Annotated in this window: 13 protein-coding genes; 9 read left to right on the top strand and 4 right to left on the bottom strand. The window is 64.5% G+C overall.

Annotation, left to right across the window (positions count from 1 at the left end; all coding sequences use genetic code 11):
• Positions 1–7: 7 nt before the first annotated feature.
• The 9 genes from BN2476_RS32370 to BN2476_RS32330 all read left to right on the top strand — a co-directional run bounded on the left by BN2476_RS32370 (position 8) and on the right by BN2476_RS32330 (position 9,693).
• Positions 8–265: a sarcosine oxidase subunit delta gene (locus tag BN2476_RS32370; protein ID WP_087738316.1), complete on the top strand. Its 258-nt coding sequence runs from the start codon at positions 8–10 to the stop codon at positions 263–265.
• On the top strand, positions 266–3,232 hold the full coding sequence (locus BN2476_RS32365) for a glycine cleavage T C-terminal barrel domain-containing protein (protein WP_087738268.1): 2,967 nt from the start codon (positions 266–268) through the stop codon (positions 3,230–3,232).
• Positions 3,229–3,903, top strand: a complete 675-nt coding sequence (locus tag BN2476_RS32360) for an aminomethyltransferase family protein (protein ID WP_087738267.1) — start codon at positions 3,229–3,231, stop codon at positions 3,901–3,903. Before BN2476_RS32365 ends, BN2476_RS32360 begins: the two co-directional genes overlap by 4 nt.
• Before the next feature lie 97 nt (positions 3,904–4,000).
• On the top strand, positions 4,001–5,329 hold the full coding sequence (glnT, locus tag BN2476_RS32355; protein ID WP_087738266.1) for a type III glutamate--ammonia ligase: 1,329 nt from the start codon (positions 4,001–4,003) through the stop codon (positions 5,327–5,329).
• 51 nt (positions 5,330–5,380) lie between these two features.
• Complete coding sequence (locus BN2476_RS32350; protein ID WP_087738265.1) at positions 5,381–6,289, top strand: class II glutamine amidotransferase domain-containing protein; 909 nt, start codon at positions 5,381–5,383, stop codon at positions 6,287–6,289.
• The gene (locus BN2476_RS32345) at positions 6,277–6,975 is read left to right on the top strand and encodes a GltB/FmdC/FwdC-like GXGXG domain-containing protein (protein WP_087738264.1); all 699 of its coding nucleotides are present in this window, start codon (positions 6,277–6,279) and stop codon (positions 6,973–6,975) included. Before BN2476_RS32350 ends, BN2476_RS32345 begins: the two co-directional genes overlap by 13 nt.
• Before the next feature lie 15 nt (positions 6,976–6,990).
• Positions 6,991–8,358, top strand: a complete 1,368-nt coding sequence (locus BN2476_RS32340; RefSeq protein ID WP_087738263.1) for an FMN-binding glutamate synthase family protein — start codon at positions 6,991–6,993, stop codon at positions 8,356–8,358.
• Positions 8,355–9,254 carry a bifunctional methylenetetrahydrofolate dehydrogenase/methenyltetrahydrofolate cyclohydrolase FolD gene (folD, locus tag BN2476_RS32335; protein ID WP_087738262.1) on the top strand — a complete coding sequence of 300 codons (900 nt, stop codon included), beginning with the start codon at positions 8,355–8,357 and terminating at the stop codon, positions 9,252–9,254. The genes BN2476_RS32340 and folD overlap by 4 nt, the downstream gene beginning before the upstream one ends.
• 46 nt (positions 9,255–9,300) lie before the next feature.
• A complete protein-coding gene (locus BN2476_RS32330) occupies positions 9,301–9,693 on the top strand; it encodes a hypothetical protein (protein WP_235851057.1) in 393 nt (130 codons plus the stop codon).
• A gap of 64 nt (positions 9,694–9,757) precedes the next feature.
• Here BN2476_RS32330 and BN2476_RS32325 read toward each other — a convergent pair whose 3' ends face one another.
• From BN2476_RS32325 to BN2476_RS32310, 4 genes are read right to left on the bottom strand one after another with little or no spacing between them, the layout of a single operon-like run.
• Positions 9,758–10,741 (bottom strand): HpcH/HpaI aldolase/citrate lyase family protein, encoded by a 984-nt coding sequence (locus BN2476_RS32325; RefSeq protein WP_087738261.1) that lies wholly within the window; start codon positions 10,739–10,741, stop codon positions 9,758–9,760.
• A 58-nt stretch (positions 10,742–10,799) separates the two neighbouring features.
• Positions 10,800–13,712 (bottom strand): phosphoenolpyruvate carboxylase, encoded by a 2,913-nt coding sequence (locus BN2476_RS32320; RefSeq protein ID WP_087738260.1) that lies wholly within the window; start codon positions 13,710–13,712, stop codon positions 10,800–10,802.
• Positions 13,690–14,595: a succinate--CoA ligase subunit alpha gene (gene sucD / locus BN2476_RS32315; protein WP_087738259.1), complete on the bottom strand. Its 906-nt coding sequence runs from the start codon at positions 14,593–14,595 to the stop codon at positions 13,690–13,692. The genes BN2476_RS32320 and sucD overlap by 23 nt, the downstream gene beginning before the upstream one ends.
• Before the next feature lie 11 nt (positions 14,596–14,606).
• The gene (locus BN2476_RS32310) at positions 14,607–15,794 is read right to left on the bottom strand and encodes a malate--CoA ligase subunit beta (RefSeq protein ID WP_087738258.1); all 1,188 of its coding nucleotides are present in this window, start codon (positions 15,792–15,794) and stop codon (positions 14,607–14,609) included.
• Positions 15,795–15,815: the final 21 nt, after the last annotated feature.

Genomic DNA, 15,815 nt, shown 5'->3' with positions numbered 1-15,815 from the left:
AATGACGATGAAGATCATGACCTGTCCGGTGAATGGCGCGCGCCCGGTGTCGGAATTCGCATACTGGGGCGAGATTCGCCCGATGCCCGACCCGATGGACTCGAGCGATGCGCAATGGGCCGACTATGTGTTTTGCCGCAACGGCGCAGCGGGCGTGAAGCAGGAATGGTGGTGCCACACGCCAAGCAACACATGGTTCATCGCCCAGCGCGATACCGCGAAAGATCTCGTGCTGCGCACGTGGCTTGCCGGCGAGGAGGCCTGAATGCGTCTGACTCCTCACCGCGGCGAATGGATCGAGCGCAATACGCGCGTCGATTTCTCTTACGAAGGCAAGCACCACAGCGGCCTTGCCGGCGACTCGATTACGAGTGCATTGTGGGCTTCGGGCGTGCGCGTGCTTGGCCGCAGCTTCAAGTATCACCGGCCGCGCGGCGTGCTGTCGCTCGCTAATCACGATGTCAACGTGATGCTTCAGGACGGCGCGCGTCTGAACGTGCGCGCCGACGTGACGGCGTTGACGCCCGGCGGCAACTGGCATTCCGTCAATACGTTCGGCGGCGTGGAAGCGGATCGCGCCCGGATCGTCGGCAAGCTCGCTGCGTTCCTGCCCGTCGGTTTCTACTACAAGGCTTTTCATAGCAAGCGCTGGTTCCCGCGCTGGGAACGCATGTTCCGCACGATGACGGGCCTCGGCACAGTCGACTTCAATGCGCCGCATATCCGCACGCCGAAGCGCTATGGCTTTTGCGACGTGCTCGTGATCGGCGCCGGGCCATCGGGTATTTCGGCGGCGCTGGCGGCGGCGGAGGAAGGCGCGGATGTCGTCATCGTCGACGAGAACGCGCGCGTCGGCGGTAGCGGCGGTTATCAGCTCGGCGGCGACGACAAGCGCTTCGACACGGTCCGCGAACTGGAGACGACCGTGCTCGGCCATCCGCGCATCCGCGTGATGACGGGCACGCTCGCAGCGGCCTATTACGCCGACCTGTGGGTGCCGCTCGTGGAGGCGACACGTATCACGAAGATGCGCGCAAAAGCGGTGATCGTCGCGAGTGGCGCGTTCGAGCAGCCCGCCGTGTTTCGCAACAACGACGTGCCCGGCGTGATGCTCGCTTCGGCGGCGCAGCGGCTCGTCTATCGTTACGCGGTCGCGCCCGGCAAGCGGGCCGTCGTGCTGGCGGCGAACTCCGACGGCTATCGCGCGGCGCTCGACATGCTCGCGCGGGGCATCGAAGTCGTTGCCGTCGTGGACCTGCGCGCATCGCATAAGAGCGAGGATCTCGAGCGCGATCTCAGGTCGAAGGGCGTCGATGTGTTCGCTTCGAGCTGTGTGGTCGAGGCGGTGGCGGACAAATCGGACGGGCGGCTAACGGGCGTGCGCGTCGGTGCGTTCTCGACGCAAGGCGGCGTGCGCTATTCGACGACGACGACGCGCCTGATCGAATGCGACACGCTGCTGATGAGCGTCGGCTGGGCGCCCGCCGCGAACCTGCTGTACCAGGCGGGCACGAAGATGCGCTTCGATCACGATGTCGAGCAGTTCGTGCCCGATCAATTGCCGCCAGGCGTCTTCGCATGCGGCCGGGTCAACGGTGTGTACACGCTCGATAGCAAGCTGCGCGACGGCGCGCGCGCGGGCATGCAGGCCGCCGTGCACTGCGGCCTCGGCGACGGCGAGGCAGATGGCGCGGCGCAGCTGCGTCTCGCGGAATGGGAGTCGCCGTCGCATCCGTGGCCGATCGTCGGGCATACGTCCGGCAAGAACTTTGTCGATTTCGACGAAGACCTGCAACTGAAGGACTTCGAAAACGCGGTGCAGGAAGGCTTCGACAACATCGAACTGTTGAAGCGCTTCTCGACCAACGGCATGGGACCGAGCCAGGGCAAGCATTCGAACATGAATGGCTTGCGCATCCTCGCACGGCTGACTGGGAAAGAGCCTCAGGAGGTCGGCACGACGACGGCGCGTCCGTTCTTCCATCCCGTGCCGATGTCGCATCTCGCGGGGCGCGGCTTCAATCCCGAACGGCGCACGCCGCTGCACGCACAGCACCAGTTGCTCGACGCAGTTTGGATGCCGGCCGGCGTGTGGCAGCGGCCGGAGTACTACGCCGTCGCCGGCAAGGATCGCGCGACCTGCATCGAAGAAGAGTCGCTCGCCGTGCGAAATGGCGTGGGCATCATCGACGTCGGCACGCTCGGCAAGATCGAAGTGCGCGGACCGCAGGCTGCCGAATTTCTCGAGCGCGTCTACGTGTCGAAGTATGCGGGGTTGAAGGCTGGCATGACCCGCTACGCGGTGATGTGCGACGAGTCAGGGGTCGTGATCGACGACGGCGTGATCGCGCGTCTCGCCGACGACCACTTCTACTTCACGACCACGACGTCGGGGGCGGCCGCCATCTATCGCGAGTTGTCACGTCTCAATACGATCTGGCAGCTCGACTGCGGCATCGTCAACGTGACGGGCGCGTTTGCAGCGGTGAACCTTGCGGGACCCCTGTCGCGAGCCGTGCTCGGCAAGCTCGTCGACCTCGATCTGTCGTCGGCGGCGTTCCCGTATCTCGGCGTGCGCGTGACGGGCGTCGCGCTCGGTCAGAACCGCGTGCCTGCACGGCTGATGCGAGTGGGCTTTGTCGGCGAATGGGGCTACGAAATCCATATTCCCGCCGAGTACGGCGCGGCGCTCTGGCGCGCGCTGCTCGAAGCGGGCAAGGAACACGGCATCCGTGCATTCGGCGTCGAAGCGCAGCGTCTGCTGCGGCTCGAGAAGGGACACGTGATCGTCAGCCAGGACACCGACGGCCTGACGACGCCGCGCGATGCCGGCATGGAATGGGCCGTGAAGATGGACAAGCCGTTCTTCGTCGGCAAGCGCAGCCTGCAGATCATCGACAAGCTGCCCGCCAAACAGCGACTCGTCGGCTTTGCGCTCGATGCAGGCGTGCGCAATGCCGGTCTGCGCGAGTGCCATCTCGTGATCGAACGCGGCGAGATCGCGGGGCGTGTCACGAGCGTCGCGTGGAGCGCGACGCTGCAAAAAACGATCGGTCTTGCGTTCGTGCGGCCGGGGCAAGCCGAACCCGGCACACGCATCAAGTTCCGTTTGAGCGATGGCCGGATGCTGCCCGCGACTGTCGTGCCGACTCCGTTCTACGACCCTGAGAGCGAGCGTCAGAAAGACGCCGTAACGATAAAGACTGCCGCACCGAGGAAGGAGACAGCATGAATGCGCCACTTCGAATGAGCCCGGTGTGCGATGCACGGAAGGCGACCAGCCTGCAATGGAACGTGCGGGAGAACATGCGCGTCGAGGAACAGGTCGATGCCGCCGACAGCATGCGCGCGGCCACGCTCGGGATCGCCGACGTGTCGTATCTCGCTCGAACTGGCTTCAAGGGCAAGGGCGTGGCGGCCTGGCTGCAGGCGCAGGACATCCCTGTGCCGGCGCAGCCGAATAGCTGGGCACCGCTTGCAGGCGGCGGTGTGGTGTTGCGGCTCGGTGTCTCCGAGTACCTGATCGAAGACGGTCTCACGCATGGCAGCTCCGCACGGATGGCGCATCTCGATACGCCCGTGCACGTGTATCCCGTGCTTCATCAGGACGTTGCGCTCGTGCTGTGCGGCGAAGCCGTGCACGAATTGCTGCTGCAAACCTGCAATGTCAATTTCGGCGCGCTCGATCTGGCATTCCGGCCGGTCGTGCTGACTTCGATGGCGGGCGTCGCCGTCACCGTCATGCCGGGCGCGCGGGCAGGCAGGGCTTACTACCGGGTATGGGCCGACGGCACGTATGGTTTGTATCTGTGGGAGACCCTCTCGGGCATCGCCGCCGAGCTGGGTGGCGGCCCTGTAGGGCTTGCCGCGATCACGGATATCGATCAGCTGGCAGTCCGGTAGCGAGCAGATGTAAGCAGACCGTAGTAGTCGACGCGGGCGCGAAGGACGGGCCGGCGTTTTCCGAAACCCTGGACTTATCACGTTTGAGGACATTCACATGACCCCCGAAGACGCCCGGAAGTTTCTCAAAGACAACGAGGTGAAATACATCCTCGCGCAGTTCGTTGACATTCACGGCGTCGCCAAGACGAAGTCCGTGCCTGCGGCGCATCTCGACAGCATTCTCACAGCAGGCGCCGGTTTCGCGGGGTTCGCGGTGTGGGGGCTCGGCATCGATCCCCAAGGGCCCGACTTCATGGCCGTCGGCGACGTCGACACCTTGCAACTCGTGCCCTGGCAGCCGGGTTATGCCCGCATCGTCTGCGACGGGCACGTGAAGCGCGAGCCCTGGCCGTTCGAAAGCCGTGTGACGCTGAAGAAGCAGGTGCGCCGTCTGGAGGATCACGGCTGGATCCTGAATACCGGTCTCGAGCCCGAGTTCTCGCTGCTGCGCAAAGGACCCGACGGCGCAATCGTGCCGTGCGACCACACCGACGCGCTGCACAAGCCGTGCTACGACTACAAGGGCCTCTCGCGTTCGCGCGAGTTCCTTGAGCGGCTGACGGACGCGTTGATCAAGGCGGGTATCGACGTCTATCAGATCGATCACGAAGACGCGAACGGCCAGTTCGAAATCAACTACACGTACACCGACTGCCTGAAGTCTTGCGATCACTACGTCTTCTTCAAGATGGCGGCAGCGGAGATCGCAAACGAACTGGGCCTGATCTGCTCGTTCATGCCGAAGCCTTTCGCTAACCGGCCCGGCAACGGCATGCACATGCACATGTCGATTTCCGACGGCAAGAAGAACCTGTTCGCTGACGATCACGACGAGAACGGCCTCGGCCTTTCGAAGCTCGCGTACCACTGGACGGCAGGCATTCTCAAGCACGCGGGGGCGCTCGCCGCGATCTGCGCGCCGACGGTGAATTCATACAAGCGTCTCGTCGTCGGGCGTTCGTTGACGGGCGCGACATGGGCGCCCGCGTATGTGAGCTATGGCGACAACAACCGCTCGTCGATGGTTCGCATTCCTGGCGGCCGGATCGAACTGCGCCTGCCGGATGCCGCCTGCAATGCCTACCTCGCGACGGCCGCCGTGATCGCAGCAGGGCTCGACGGTGTCGAGAACCGGCTGGAGCCCGGCAAGCCGTGCAATGCAAACCTCTATGAGATGTCCTCGCAGGAGCTCAAGGAGAACGGCATCAGCATCCTGCCGCAGAACCTCGAAGCCGCCTTGCATGCGCTGGAGCGCGACGAACTGATGCTCGAGGCGCTGGGACCGGCGGGCGCCGAGTTTCTCCGTCTGAAGCACATGGAGTGGATCGAGTACATGCGCCATGTGTCGGACTGGGAACAAAAGGCTTACCTCGAATTTTTCTGATGAAGAACCCTCATCAGATTTTTTATTGAAATTGAGCGCGAGGAGATAACGATGTGTGGAATTGTCGGACTACTCGTCAAGAAACCGGAGTTGCGTGAGCGGCTCGGCGAATTGATGGTGCCCATGCTGCTGGGCATGACGGAGCGCGGCCCCGATTCGGCCGGTCTTGCGGTGTTCACGGAGCCCGTCGCGGACGGCACGCGCAAGATCAGCCTCTACTCGGGCCTGACGGAAGAGGGCGCGGATTTCAACTGGCAGGGACTCGTTCATGAACTGAACCAGCACCTCGGCGCGAAAGCATCGGTGCAGGCCAAGGACAATCACGCCGTGCTGAGCGTGGCCGCCGATCCCGAGACGGTCAAGCACTGGATCCGCGAAACACATCCCGGACTGCATGTGCTGTCGACGGGTCGCATGATCGACCTGTACAAGGACACGGGCACGCCGGGCCAGGTCGCGGACCGTTACGCGTTCAGCGGGCTGACGGGCACGCATCTGGTCGGCCATACGCGGATGGCGACGGAATCCGCCGTGACGCCCGATCGCGCGCATCCGTTCACGGCCGGCGAAGACTTTTGCCTCGTGCATAACGGTTCGCTGTCGAATCCGAACGGCGTGCGGCGCATGCTCGAACCGCAAGGCATCCGCTTCGACACGGACAACGACACGGAAGCCGCGTGCCGTTTCCTCGAATACCGGCTGCGCGAAGGTGACGACCTCGAAATCGCGTTGCAAAAGGGCTTCGAGCAGCTCGACGGCTTCTACACGTTCCTGATGGGCACGCCCGAAAAGCTCGCGCTGATCCGCGATCCGTTCGCCTGCAAGCCGGCCGTGGTCGCCGAGACTGACGATCTCGTCGCGATCGCTTCCGAGTTCCGCTCGCTCGCGCATCTGCCCGACATCAAGCATGCCCGCGTCTTTGAACCGGCTCCGGAGGAGATGTACGTATGGACAGTGTGAACTTCGACCTGGCGTCCGGCTCGGTGACGGACGTGAACGGATTCCTGCACCGCGAGGCCGCGAAAGCGGGCACGCGCAAAGTGCTGATTTCGAATCCCGACGGCGCGCACAACATCGCGGTGGGGCTCGATCTGCCCATCGAAGTGGAGATCGACGGCCATGCAGGCTACTACGCGGCCGGCATGAACAAGGAAGCGAAGGTGACGATCTCGGGCAGCGCCAGTACGGGCGTGGCCGAGAACATGATGAGCGGCCGCGTGCACGTGAAGGGCTTCGCCTCGAATGCGGCGGGCGCATCGGCGCACGGCGGGCTGCTCGTCATCGAAGGCGATGCGGGCCTGCGGTGTGGAATTTCGCTGAAAGGTGCGGACATCGTCGTGAAGGGATCGGTCGGCAGCTTCTCGGCCTTCATGGCCCAGGCGGGCCGCATCGTGATCTGCGGCGACGCAGGCGACGCGCTCGGCGACTCGTTGTATGAGGCGGTGATCTACGTGCGCGGCAAGGTCAAGTCGCTGGGTGCCGACGCGCGCGAAGAGCCGATGCAGGGCGCGGATGTGGAAGCCGTTGCGCAACTGTTGCGCGCAGCGGGGCCCGCCTTCGCAGAGTTCGATCCCAAGGAATTCAGGCGCATTGCGTCGGCCCGCTCGCTTTATCACTGGAATGCCGACGCGAATCAGGAATATTGAACCGGGGACCCCGCCATGGAAATCAAGCCCGTACACATGAAACACCTCGCCACTGAAGAGTCCTGGGGCTTCGACCGCAAGACGATCGACTATATCCAGAATGCCGCGGCACACGGACTGTACGAGATCCGTGGCCTCGGTGCGAAGCGACGCGTGCCGCACTTCGACGACCTGCTGTTTCTCGGCGCATCGTTGTCGCGCTATCCGCTGGAGGGATACCGCGAAAAATGCGTGACCAAGACGGTGCTCGGCACCCGCTTCGCGAAGAAGCCGATCGAGCTTGCCATTCCCATCACAGTCGCAGGGATGAGTTTCGGCGCGCTGTCGGCGAACGTGAAGGAGTCGCTCGGCCGCGCCGCCACGGAAGTCGGCACGTCGACGACGACGGGCGACGGCGGCATGACACCCGAAGAGCGGCGCTCTTCGAAGACGCTCGTCTACCAGTGCCTGCCGTCGCGCTATGGCTTCAATCCCGACGACGTGCGCAAGGCTGATGCGATCGAGGTCGTGATCGGGCAGGGCGCCAAGCCCGGCGGCGGCGGCATGCTGCTCGGCCAGAAGATCTCGCCGCGCGTGGCGAAGATGCGCACGCTGCCGGAAGGCATCGACCAGCGTTCGGCATCGCGTCATCCCGACTGGACGGGTCCCGACGATCTGCAGATCAAGATCCTCGAACTGCGCGAGATGACCGACTGGCAGACGCCCATCTATGTGAAGGTCGGCGCGACCCGCACATTCAACGACGTCAAGCTCGCGGTGCATGCGGGCGCGGACGTGATCGTCGTCGATGGCATGCAGGGCGGCACGGCCGCGACGCAGACGTGCTTCATCGAGAACGTCGGCATTCCGACGCTCGCCGCGCTGCGCCAGGCCGTCGATGCGCTCGAAGACCTCAACATGAAAGGCCAGGTGCAGCTGATCATCTCGGGCGGCATCCGCAGCGGGGCCGACGTCGCGAAGGCGCTGGCAATGGGCGCCGATGCCGTGGCCATCGGGCAGGGCGTGCTGGTGTCGCTCGGCTGCAATAGCGCGTCGTATATCGAGAACGGCCAGCATGTGAATGCGCTCGACGACTACGCGAACCTCGGCACCGCGCCGGGTTTCTGCCACCATTGCCACACGGGCAAGTGCCCCGTCGGCATCACGACACAGGACGCGGTGCTGCAGGAGCGTCTGAAGCCGGAGGTCGGTGCAAAGCGTCTGAAGAACTATCTGAAGACGCTGAACATGGAACTGACGACGATCGCGCGCGCGTGCGGCAAGCAGAACGTGCACCACCTGGAGCTGGAAGACCTCGTGGCGCTCACGGTCGAAGCGGCGGCGATGGCGCGCGTGCCGCTCGCCGGGACCAACTGGATTCCTGGCTTGAACGGCGCACGATGACAGCGCAACTGATCGACGGCCGGCATCTCGCGCGACGTCTGCGCGCTCGCTTTCGCGAGCGCGTCGCGGCCCTGTCCGCGCGTGGTGTCGTGCCTGGTCTCGCCGTGGTTCTGGTGGGCGACAATCCCGCGTCCGAGCTGTACGTCGCGAACAAGGTAAAAGCCTGCGGGGATTGCGGCGTGCGCTCGTTCATGCATCGCTTCGACGCGGACTGCCGGGAGACGGAACTGCTCGATCGCATCGCCGCGCTCAACGTCGAGCGCGGCACGCACGGCATTCTCGTGCAATTGCCGTTGCCGCCGCAAATCAGCGTACGGCGTGTGCTGGAAAGCATCGTTGTCGACAAGGACGTCGACGGTTTCCATCTCTACAACGTCGGTGCGCTGGTGGTCGGCAATTCCGTTTTTCCACCGTGCACGCCCTATGGCGTCCAGCTTCTGCTGGAGACGACGGGTATCGACGTGGCGGGAAAGCACGTCGTGGTGGTCGGCGCGAGCAATATCGTCGGCAAGCCGATGGCGCTGATGCTGCTCCAGAAGGAAGCGACCGTCACCGTCTGTCACAAGAAGACGCGCGACCTCGCGCAGCATACGATACACGCCGACATCCTCGTCGTCGCGGCGGGCAAGCCCGGTCTCATCAAGGCCGAGATGGTCAAGGAAGGCGCAATCGTGATCGACGTCGGGATCAACCGGATGCCGGATGGGCGCATCGTCGGCGATGTCGATTTCGAACCGGTGCGCGAGCGGGCTTCATGGATTACGCCCGTGCCAGGCGGCGTCGGACCGATGACGGTCACGATGTTGATCGAAAACACACTGCGCTCGGCAGAACGTTTTGCCGACGGAGAAGCGTTTCACCCAGCCCAGCCTTTCTGGCAGATGCCGGCCGTCTAGGCGAGGGGGAATGGGTTATAGCGTTCACGATGACAGGGAGTCTCGGATGACTGACGATACACACAAGGCACTTAAGACCGCCGCGCCTCTTGCGCCGTCATGCCGCATCGCGCGCCGGCTTGCGTTGGGACCCGGCGTCGCGCTGGTCAACGAGAACGAGTCGAACGAGGTGATCGCGCGCTTCGGCTCCTCCTACGACGACGCGCTTGCCGACCAGCTGACGTTGCGCACGATCGCGCGCATCCAGGCGCAGGGCGTCGGCGATGTGCGTGCGGCAGTGTGGCAAGGACGTGCCGTGATGCGCCTGTCGGTCATTGCGTGGGCGACCACCGGGCATGACGCGGATTGCGCTGCCGATGCCATTCTGTCGACCTGGAATCAGGTGCATGGCGACTATCTGTGTCAGGAACGTGAGGCGATGGCGCTGGCCTTCGGCTGACCGTTGAACTGACATCGCATAGGTATGAGGGGCGGCCCCGCGGGCCGCCCGCTTCTTTTCCGGACTACCGCTTACTGTCATTGCCGATCGCGTCCGCAGTCGCGAGCAACGCCTCGGCCATCCGGATACTCGCGGCATCGATCAGTCTCCCATCGAGCGAAACGGCGCCTTTGCCTTCCTTTGCGGCTTGCGCCATCGCATCCATGATGCGGCGAGCCTTGGTGACTTCGGCTTCGGCGGGCGTGAATACGCGGTTGGCGAACTCGATCTGCGACGGATGGATCGCCCACTTGCCCTCATAGCCCAGCACGGCAGCGCGGCGCGCGGCTGCATCGTAGCCATCGGGATCGCTGAAATCGCCGAACGGACCGTCGATGGGACGCAGCCCATACGCGCGGCACGCGACCATCATCCGCGTTTGCGCGGCATGCCATTGATCGCTCCAGAAGTAATCGCGCTCGCCGCGCTCGTTCTTGTCCGTGAGCACGCCGTAGTCGCGATTCACGCCGCCGATCACCGTCGTGCGCGCGCGCGTCGATGCCGCATAGTCCGCGACGCCGAACGACATCGCCTCCAGACGCCGGCTCGATTGCGCGATGCTCTCGACGTTCGCCATGCCGAGCGCGGTCTCGATCAGCACTTCGAAGCCGATGCGTTTGCTGCGCCCGCGCGCGGCCTCGATCTGCGTGACGAGCATGTCGACGGCGTACACGTCCGCGGCCACGCCGACCTTCGGAATCAGGATCATGTCGAGACGCGGACAAGCCTCGACGATATCGACGACATCGCGATACATGTAATGCGTATCGAGACCGTTGATGCGGACCATCATCGTCCTGGTTCCCCAGTCGATTTCGTTGAGCCCTTCGATGATGTTCTTGCGCGCCTGTTCCTTGTCGTCCGGCGCGACAGCGTCTTCGCAGTCGAGGAAGACGATGTCGGCGGCCGAGCGCGCAGCCTTTTCGAACATCGCGGTATTCGAGCCGGGGACAGCCAGCTCCGAACGATGCAACCGCGCTTTGGCCTGCTCGATGACAGTGAAGCTCATGCGGGTTCTCCTGTAGGCAACCTGTGGATGGCGGGTATCGACGACGGGCGACGGACGTTCAGCCCGTCGCGCCGAAACCCGATGCGATGCAGTTGATGGACAGCAGCAGCGGCACCTGATACGCGCGCCGCTGCCGTTCGGTCTCTGCGGAGCGGTAGAGGCGAAGCAGTTCGATCTGCTGCCGGCTGATGAGATCGATCGCGGGCAGGCGGCGCTGCAGGCGGGCAGTGAACTTCGGAAAGCGCGCGCCCAGTCCGGGCGAACCCGTGACCGTCTTCACCATCTTCACGGTGAGCTGGTATTCGGCCTCGATCTGCCTGAAGAGCGTGTCGCGGGTCTGCTCATCCTGAACGAGGCTCGCGTATTCCCGCGCAATATCCACGTTCACCTGGGCCAGCGTCTTCTCGACTTCGTCGATGACGAGCCGGAACAGCCGCGATTCGTCGAACATCCGCCGCAGCAGATCGAGTCCGCGTTCCTGACGCACCGAGAGAAAGCCTTCGATCGCGCTGCCGACGCCGTACCAGCCCGTGAGCGCGTGGCGGTTCTGCGCCCATGCGAACACCCACGGAATCGCGCGCAGATCCTGCAAGCTCTTTGCGCCGAAGCGGCGCGCAGGGCGCGAGCCCATGTTGAGCATCGACAGCTCTTCAAGCGGGCTCGCCGCCTGAAAATACGCGAGCACGCCCGGCTGCTCGATGAACTTCGCGTACGCGGCTCGCGACGCGCCGGAGAGCGCTTCCATCGCCTCATCGAATTCGCCCTTGGGCAGCAACGCTTCCTCGCGCTCGGACTTCAGCGTATGTTCGAGCACGCTCGATGCCAGCAACTCGACGTGATACTGCGCGGTGCCTCGATTCGCGTATTTGAACGACACCACTTCGCCCTGTTCGGTTACGCGAAAACGTCCGTTGACCGAGCCGGCGGGCAACGCGGCAATCGCGCGGCCAGCAGGGATGCCGCCCCGGCTCACGGAACCGCCGCGTCCATGGAAGAACGCGATCGAAATGCCGAGTTCGTCGCCAAGCCGCTTGATCTTCGTCTGCGCCTTCGACAGCTCCCAGTTGCTCGCGAAGAATCCGCCGTCCTTGTTCGAATCGGAATAACCGATCATGATCTCCTGCACGCCGCCCTGCGCGCGGATGCTGCGGCGGACCATCGGCACGGCCAGCAGTTCGCGCAGGATTTCAGGCGCGCGGCGCAGATCGTCGATGGTTTCGAGCAAGGGCACGACGGGCAGCGTGCAGCTTTCCGTGCCCGCCGCGTCGGAAAAGAGTCCCGCTTCCTTCGCAAGCAGATAGACGCCGAGCACGTCGTTCGCACGATGCGTCATGCTGAGAATGAACGCGCCGAACGCATTGCGATCCACCTGCTGACGCATCTCGCGCACCGTGCGGAAAATCTGCAGCGTCTGTGCCGCCTCGGGCGGCAGCGCGAGAAAACGGCGCTCCCGTTCCGCTTCGCTGTCCGACGCTTGCCCCAGTTCGCTCAAGAGCCACGCTTTCCATTCTTGCGAGTCGCTCGCGGGCGGCTCGCCGGACGTGCCGCAGGTCGCGCGCCACAAAGCACGCAGGGCTTGCTCGATGACAGTCGTGTTCTGGCGCAGATCGAGCTGCACGGTGCTGAAGCGAAACGTCTCCACTTCGTGCCGCAATGGCCGTATGAGCATCCGCGCCAGCTGCCCGCTTTCTGTCGCGAGGAGTGTCTGCTCGATCACGAGCAGGTCGGCGGCCAGTTCGTCGGCGCTCGTGTAGCCGCCCTGAACGGGAGCGCCGTCGGCGGGACGGCTCGCGTTGGCGAGCGTCGCATCGAGCCGCCGCAGGATGCACGTCAGGTATTGACGGAACAGTTCGCCCGGATTGCGTGACGCGATGGACGTGGGTTCGCCGCTGGCCATCAATGCGCGTGCAAGCGCTTCGTGAAAGCTGTCCGGCGCGGGCAAGGCTTCGGATGTGATGCTCAGCATCTGCGTCAGTTCGACGAGACGCAGCCGATAGCGCTTCAGACACGCCAGCCTGTTCTCATGCAGCGTCGCGCGCGTGACGCTGTCGTCGACGAACGGATTGCCGTCCCGGTCTCCGCCTATCCACGAACCGAACTGGAAAAAGCGCGGCAGGTCGAAGCGCTCGCCCGGATAGTGGCGCTCGAGCGCGTTCTCCAGCTTGTCGAACAGCAGCGGCACGGCTTCGAACAGCGTCTCGCCGAAAAAGTGCAGTCCCCACGCGACTTCCTGTGCGACAGTGGGCTTTTCGAGCCGCAGTTCGCCGCTCATCCACAACAGCTCGATATCGTTTCTGAGCGCGAGGACGAGCGCAGTGCGTTCGCGAGGCGTCCAGCGCGGCGATTCGAGTTCCATCAGGCGCCGGTAGATGCGCCTGTGGATTTCGAGCACGGTGACCCGCTTCGCTTCCGTCGGATGGGCCGTCAGCACGGGCCGAACTTTCAGATGGCTCAGCGCGTCGCGCACTTCGGCAGCGGGAACGCCGGCGTCAGCGACTTCGGCAATCACGCGCGCAAACGAATCGGGCAACTGGTCATAGCCGCCTTCGATCTCGATCTCGCGGCGCCGGCGCATCGCCGTGCTTTGCTCGGCAATGCTGAGCAGCTGGAACCACATGCCTTGCGCTTGCAGCATGCGCCGCAGCACGACGCGGGCGGTGCGGTCGTCCATTCGCTCGCGCATCAGCTCGCTCATCGATTCGTGCGCGGACTCTCCCCGCAACGTGCGTTCGACTTCGGGCTGACGGGCGTGCGCGATGTCGCGCAACAGCTCCGACAGCAGATCGATCACTGCTTCTTCATAGTCGTCCGCGCTGAGGGCGGGCAGCGACGCCGACGCGGCCGCGAGCTTGTGCAGCCCGTCGGCGGCGGCGTGCCTGCCCGCATGGAGGGGGCGCACAGCCTCGACGCGCGGCGGGTCGGGCTGTGTGTCGATGCCGTAGCCCCAGTCAGGCAACGCGGCGCGCGACATTGTCTTCGAGCACAGAGGCAACCGTGGAACCCAGCTCGGACGCGCTCGGCGCAACCGGGAGGCCGTAGGACTTCATGATTTCGGCTTTCTCGGCGGCGCTATCGCCTGCCGCCGAGATGATGGCGCCCGCGTGTCCCATGCGCCGGCCCTTCGGTGCCGTGAGACCGGCCACATAGCCGACGACGGGCTTCGTCATATGCTCGCTGACCCACTTCGCGGCCTCCGCTTCCTGCGGGCCGCCGATCTCGCCGATCATCACGACGGCTTCCGTCTCGGGGTCCTGTTCGAACAGCTTCAGATGATCGAGGAATGAGCTGCCGTTGATGGGGTCGCCGCCGATGCCCACGCTCGTCGTGACACCGAGGCCGAGCGCGTTGAGTTGCGCGGCGGCTTCGTAACCGAGCGTGCCCGAACGCGACACGATGCCGATATTGCCGCGCCGGTAGATATGACCCGGCATGATGCCGAGCATCGCGCGTCCCGCGCTGATGATCCCCGCGCAGTTCGGGCCGACCACCATCGTGCGGGTTTCCTTCGGATAGCGCAGCAGATAGCGTTTGACGCGCATCATGTCCTGCGCCGGGATGCCGTCGGTGATCACGCAGACGAGTTTCAGCCCCGCGTCGGCGGCTTCCATGATGGCGTCGGCGCAGTAGGGCGGCGGCACGAACACGAGGCTCGCGGTCGCGCCCGTTTCGCGTACGGCCTCTTTCACGGTGTCGAATACGGGGCGCTCGAGGTGATGCTTGCCGCCCTTGCCGGGCGTCACGCCGCCGACCACGCTGGTCCCGTAGGCAATCATCTCCTTCGCGTGGAACGAGGCCTTGTCGCCCGTGAAGCCCTGCACGATGACGCGGGTGGTTTCGTCGATCAGGATACTCATGTCTGTTCTCCTTATCTGTGATTGCCGGCCTGGCGCGCGCGGTGCGCCTTGGATGCCTCGACGGCCTTTTGTGCCGCATCCAGCAGCGATTCCGCCGAGATGATGGGCAACCCGCTTTCCTTGATGATGCGTCGTCCTTCCGCGACGTTCGTCCCCGCCAGTCGCACGACCAGCGGCACCCTCAGGCCGCGTGCCGCCTGCACGACGCCCTCGGCGACCCAGTCGCAGCGATTGATGCCGGCGAAGATGTTGACGAGGACGGCCGACACGTTCTGGTCCGACAGCACGAGGCGAAATGCGGCCGCCACGCGCTCGGGCGATGCGCCGCCGCCGACGTCGAGAAAGTTGGCAGGTTCGCCGCCCGCATACTTGATCGTGTCCATGGTGGCCATGGCGAGGCCGGCACCGTTGATGATGCAGCCGATATCGCCGTCGAGCCCCACGTAGTTCAGGCCGAACTGGGCGGCTTCGGCTTCGCGCGGATCTTCCTGCGTCGCATCGCGCATCTCGGCCACATGAGGATGGCGGAACAGCCCGTTGTCGTCGAAGGAAATCTTCGCATCGAGGGCGATCACGCGATCGTCAGCCGTCACGACGAGCGGGTTGATCTCCACCATCGTCGCGTCGAGATCGCGAAACGCGCGGTATGCGCCCATGATCGTCGAGACAGCGCGGCTCACCTGCTTGATGCTCAGGCCCAGACCGAAGGCGATTTCGCGGGCCTGAAAGGGCTGCAAGCCGACGGCGGGCTCGACCACCGTCTGGAGCACGGCCTGCGGGTTGGTGCGCACGATATCCTCGATATCCATGCCGCCCTGTGCAGAGGCGATCACGCGCACGCGTTCCGCTTTCCGGTCGAGCACGATGCCGAGATAGATCTCGCGTTCGAATTTCTCCGCGACTTCCACGTACACACGCTCGACGACCTTGCCTTCCGGTCCCGTCTGCGTCGTCACCAGATGCTTGCCGAACAGGCCGGTCGCCGCATCGTGCACGTCGTGATAGGTCTCGCAGAGCTTGATGCCGCCCGCCTTGCCGCGCGCGCCCGAATGGATCTGCGCCTTGACGGCCCAGTGCCAGCCGCCGAGTTCCGTTGCGCAATACACGGCCTGATCCGGCGTGTAAGCGACCGCGCCGCGCTGGATCGGCACGCCGAAGCCAGCCAGCAGGTCTTTGGCCTGATACTCGTGAATGTCCATATCGATGTCTCCGATGTAGTG

This window comes from Paraburkholderia piptadeniae (assembly GCF_900007165.1).
Taxonomy (GTDB): Bacteria; Pseudomonadota; Gammaproteobacteria; order Burkholderiales; family Burkholderiaceae; genus Paraburkholderia; species Paraburkholderia piptadeniae.
This window is presented reverse-complemented; position numbering and strand designations above follow the sequence as displayed.